This window comes from Kitasatospora sp. MBT63 (assembly GCF_000710465.2).
GTDB lineage: Bacteria > Actinomycetota > Actinomycetes > Streptomycetales > Streptomycetaceae > Kitasatospora.
Genome location: NZ_JAIZ01000186.1, coordinates 1 through 3,345, shown reverse-complemented (window position 1 = coordinate 3,345; position 3,345 = coordinate 1). Strand labels below are relative to the sequence as shown.

3 protein-coding genes are annotated in these 3,345 nt (G+C 76.4%); 1 reads left to right on the top strand and 2 read right to left on the bottom strand.

Annotated elements, in window-relative coordinates; translation table 11 throughout:
* Window positions 1–25: 25 nt before the first annotated feature.
* Window positions 26–982, bottom strand: a complete 957-nt coding sequence (locus AA75_RS12870) for a Ppx/GppA phosphatase family protein (protein WP_033820087.1) — start codon at window positions 980–982, stop codon at window positions 26–28.
* 173 nt (window positions 983–1,155) lie between these two features.
* On the opposite strand from AA75_RS12870, the gene AA75_RS12865 reads away from it, so the two are divergent.
* Complete coding sequence (locus AA75_RS12865) at window positions 1,156–1,911, top strand: alpha/beta fold hydrolase (RefSeq protein WP_033820086.1); 756 nt, start codon at window positions 1,156–1,158, stop codon at window positions 1,909–1,911.
* Window positions 1,912–1,932: 21 nt separating this feature from the next.
* Here the strand turns inward: AA75_RS12865 and AA75_RS12860 are convergent, their stop codons facing one another.
* Complete coding sequence (locus tag AA75_RS12860; RefSeq protein WP_033820085.1) at window positions 1,933–3,228, bottom strand: SUKH-4 family immunity protein; 1,296 nt, start codon at window positions 3,226–3,228, stop codon at window positions 1,933–1,935.
* Window positions 3,229–3,345: the final 117 nt, after the last annotated feature.

Here is a 3,345-nt window from a genome sequence, read left to right as displayed (position 1 = left end):
GGCCGGGCGGTGCCCGGCCCGGGGGTCAGCCGGTCAGGGCGGTGGAGTGGAAGGGGGCGCCGTCCATCGCGTCCAGGCGGCGCAGGATGATCCCCTCGCGCAGCGCCCAGGGGCAGATGTCCAGCTCGTCGAGGCCGAACAGGTCCATCGCGGCGTCCGCGACCAGGGCGCCGGCCAGCAGCTGTCTCGCCCGGCCCTCGGACACGCCGGGGATCTGCGCCCGCTGGGCCACCGTCATCGCGCCGAGCCGCGGGAGCCAGGCGGCCAGGCCGGCCCGGGTGAGCCGGCGCGGCACCCGGACGCCCGCGTCGGTGGGGGCGGCGCCGGTCATCCGGGCGAGCTGCTTGAAGGTCTTGGAGGTGGCCACCGCGTGGTCGGGCGCGCCGATCCGGGCGAACTCGCCGACCACCCGGGCGATCTCGGTGCGGATGTGGCGGCGCAGGTCCCGCAGGTCGTCCGGGTCGGCGACGTCGCCGGGCAGCCGGGCGGTCAGCCGGCCCGCGCCGAGCGGCAGCGAGCAGGCGACGTCGGGCTGCTCGTCGATGCCGCAGGCGATCTCCAGCGAACCGCCGCCGATGTCCAGGTTGAGCAGCCGGCCGGAGGACCAGCCGAACCAGCGGCGGACCGCGAGGAAGGTGAGCCGGGCCTCGTCCTGGCCGGAGAGCACCTGCAGTTCGACGCCGGTCTCGGCGGCGATCCCGGCCAGCACCTCCTCGCCGTTGGCGGCCTCCCGGACGGCGGAGGTGGCGAACGGCAGCAGGTCCACCACTCCCTTGTCCTCGGCCACCGCGAGCGAGGACGCCACCATGGCGGTCAGGCGCTCGACGCCCTCCGCGCCGATCGCCCCGTCCGCGTCCAGCAGCTCGGCCAGCCGCAGCTCGGCCTTGTGCGAGTAAGCGGGCAGCGGGGCAGCACCGGGGTGGGCGTCCACCACGAGGAAGTGGACGGTGTTGGAACCTACGTCGAGCACACCGAGTCGCATAACCGACCACGCTACGCGATCCGGCCCGCTCACCTGCCCGATTGTGCGGGTCCTCCGTTCGGACGGCCCGCGGGTGCCCGGCCCGCGGGCGGTGCCGGTGACGGTTGGCGGCCGCCCGCCCGGGGATGAATAACGATCGGACGGGGACCCATCTCTGCTCAGGGGACGTTGATATGACGATCAGTCATCGCATGGTCGGCACCGGCGGGCACCGGGTGGTGGTGCTGCACGACTGGTTCGGCACCACCCGCGGCTGGGGCCCGTTCCTCGACCACCTGGACGGCGACACCTTCAGCTACGCGCTGCTCGACTACCGCGGCTACGGCGACCGCATCGACGTGCCCGGCGACCACACCCTGGCCGAGATCGCCGGGGACGTGCTGGCGCTGGCCGACCAACTCGGCTGGGAGCGGTTCTCGCTGGTCGGCCACTCGATGGGCGGGAAGGCGGCCCAGCGGGTGCTGGCCGAGGCCCCGCACCGGGTCGACCGGCTGGCCGGGATCACCCCGGTGCCGGCCTCCGCCTACCCGCTGGACGCCGACGCGCACGCGCTGTTCCACGGCGCGGCCCGGCGCCCGGCCAACCGCCGGGCCATCCTCGACCTGGTCACCGGGCAGCGGGCCAACTCCGTCTGGCTGGACCGGATGACCGCGCGGTCGCTGACCGACTCCCGGCCGGAGGCCTTCGCGGCCTACCTGACCGACTGGACCACCCAGGACTTCGCCGCCGAGGTCGCCGGGAGCAGGCTGCCGGTGAAGGTCTTCATCGGCGAGCACGACCTCGCCCTGACCGAACCGGTCATGCAGGCCACCTGGCTCTCCCACTACCCGCAGGCGTCCCTGGAGGTGCTGGCCGGCACCGGGCACTACCCGATGCACGAGATCCCGGTCGCCTTCGCCAGCGCGCTGGAGGGCTTCCTGCGGCCGTGAGGTCCGCGCCCGGCCGGGCCGTCAGAGCTGGCCGTGCCAGAGCTGCTCGACGATCACCGACCACCAGTTCTCGGGGTCGTCGAAGACGGTCCGGTCGAGGGTGGCCAGCGCCCACTGGAACTCGGCGACGGCCGGTCCCGCGCTCTGCGCGTCGAGGCCGCGCAGCCGCGGCAGCCGGTCGGCGAGCAGGGCGAGGCAGCGGGTGAAGGCGGTCAGGTCGGCGTTGCAGTACCTGGCGGTGGCCAGGTCGGGGTCGACCGCCCTGACCCGGCCCTGGGCGGTGTCGACCGTGATCAGCGCCCAGCCGTCGGTGCCGATCAGCACCTGGCCCAGCAGCCCCTGCCGGGCGGCCGCGGTGGCCCGCGCGCCGCGGCCGAGCCCGGCCAGCCAGCCGGTCAGCTCGGGCAGCACCGGCGCGGTCCGCCCGCCGTCCGCGATCCCGTCCGGCTCGGGGTGGTGCAGGGCGAAGAACCCCTCCACCACCCTGGGCAGGCCGACCTCGGTGAGCGGCCGGGCCACCGACTCCGGCAGGTCGGCGGCGAGGACGGCGGCCGGCTCGAACCGCCGTACGCCCTCCGCGCCGAACACCGACGCCAGCCGGGCCGCCAGGTCGGCCGCCGGCTCGGGCACGGCCGGTGGCACGGCGACCGGGAAGGGCACCCGGTTCGGCCGGGGCGCGCCCGCCCGGGCCGGTCCGGCGGCCGCCGCCCGGGCGCCCTCGGCCCGGTGGTCGAACCAGGGCCCGTTGGCGTGGTCGTAGCCGATCGGGGTGTCCGGCAGCTGGACGCCCAGCACGTACGCCCAGTAGCCGCCGGGCAGCATGCCGGGCCGCAGGTCGCAGTGGAGCGAGACCAGGTCGGCCGGCTGCACGCCCTGCCGGCGCAGCTGCTGCCAGCCGCGCAGCAGCGGGTGCGCGAGACCGTGGGCGGAGTCCACCACCAGGGTGTGCTCCGCGCCCTCGGCGTCCCGGTGGACCAGGGTGGCCCGCACGCCCGGGCCGGTCACCGGCGGCAGCACCGGGTCGAAGCCGCCCGCGCCGAGCCGGTCCCGGTAGCGCCGGACCACCGTGGCCACCGGGACCGACGGCCAGACGGTCAGCTCACCGGTCACCCGGTCGACCACCCCGCAGGCGGCGCCGATCTCCTCGGGGGCCCGGCGGGCGCCGGTCAGCGGGTCCACCTGGACCGGGGACGGCTCCGGCCAGACCACCCAGCCCTGCTCGAACTCGTGCGAGCGCACCGCCCGGGCCGCCTCGTCCGGGAGTTCGCCGTTGATCCAGCGGTGGGCCGTCCGGACGGCCTGCTCACGGGTGATCATCGGCGGGTGCTCCTCGGGCCTGCGGCGGGGCTGTGGTGGGCGGTGAGCCGCGAACGCGGCGGGGCGGGGGCGGGCGCGGGTGCCGGGGCGGCCACCGGCGCGGGTGCGGCGGGCGCC

Bases quoted from the DNA above. Each gene is read 5' to 3' on its own strand.
- AA75_RS12870 (WP_033820087.1), bottom strand. From the start codon at position 982: ATGCGACTCGGTGTGCTCGACGTAGGTTCCAACACCGTCCACTTCCTC.
- AA75_RS12865 (WP_033820086.1), top strand. From the start codon at position 1,156: ATGACGATCAGTCATCGCATGGTCGGCACCGGCGGGCACCGGGTGGTG.
- AA75_RS12860 (WP_033820085.1), bottom strand. From the start codon at position 3,228: ATGATCACCCGTGAGCAGGCCGTCCGGACGGCCCACCGCTGGATCAAC.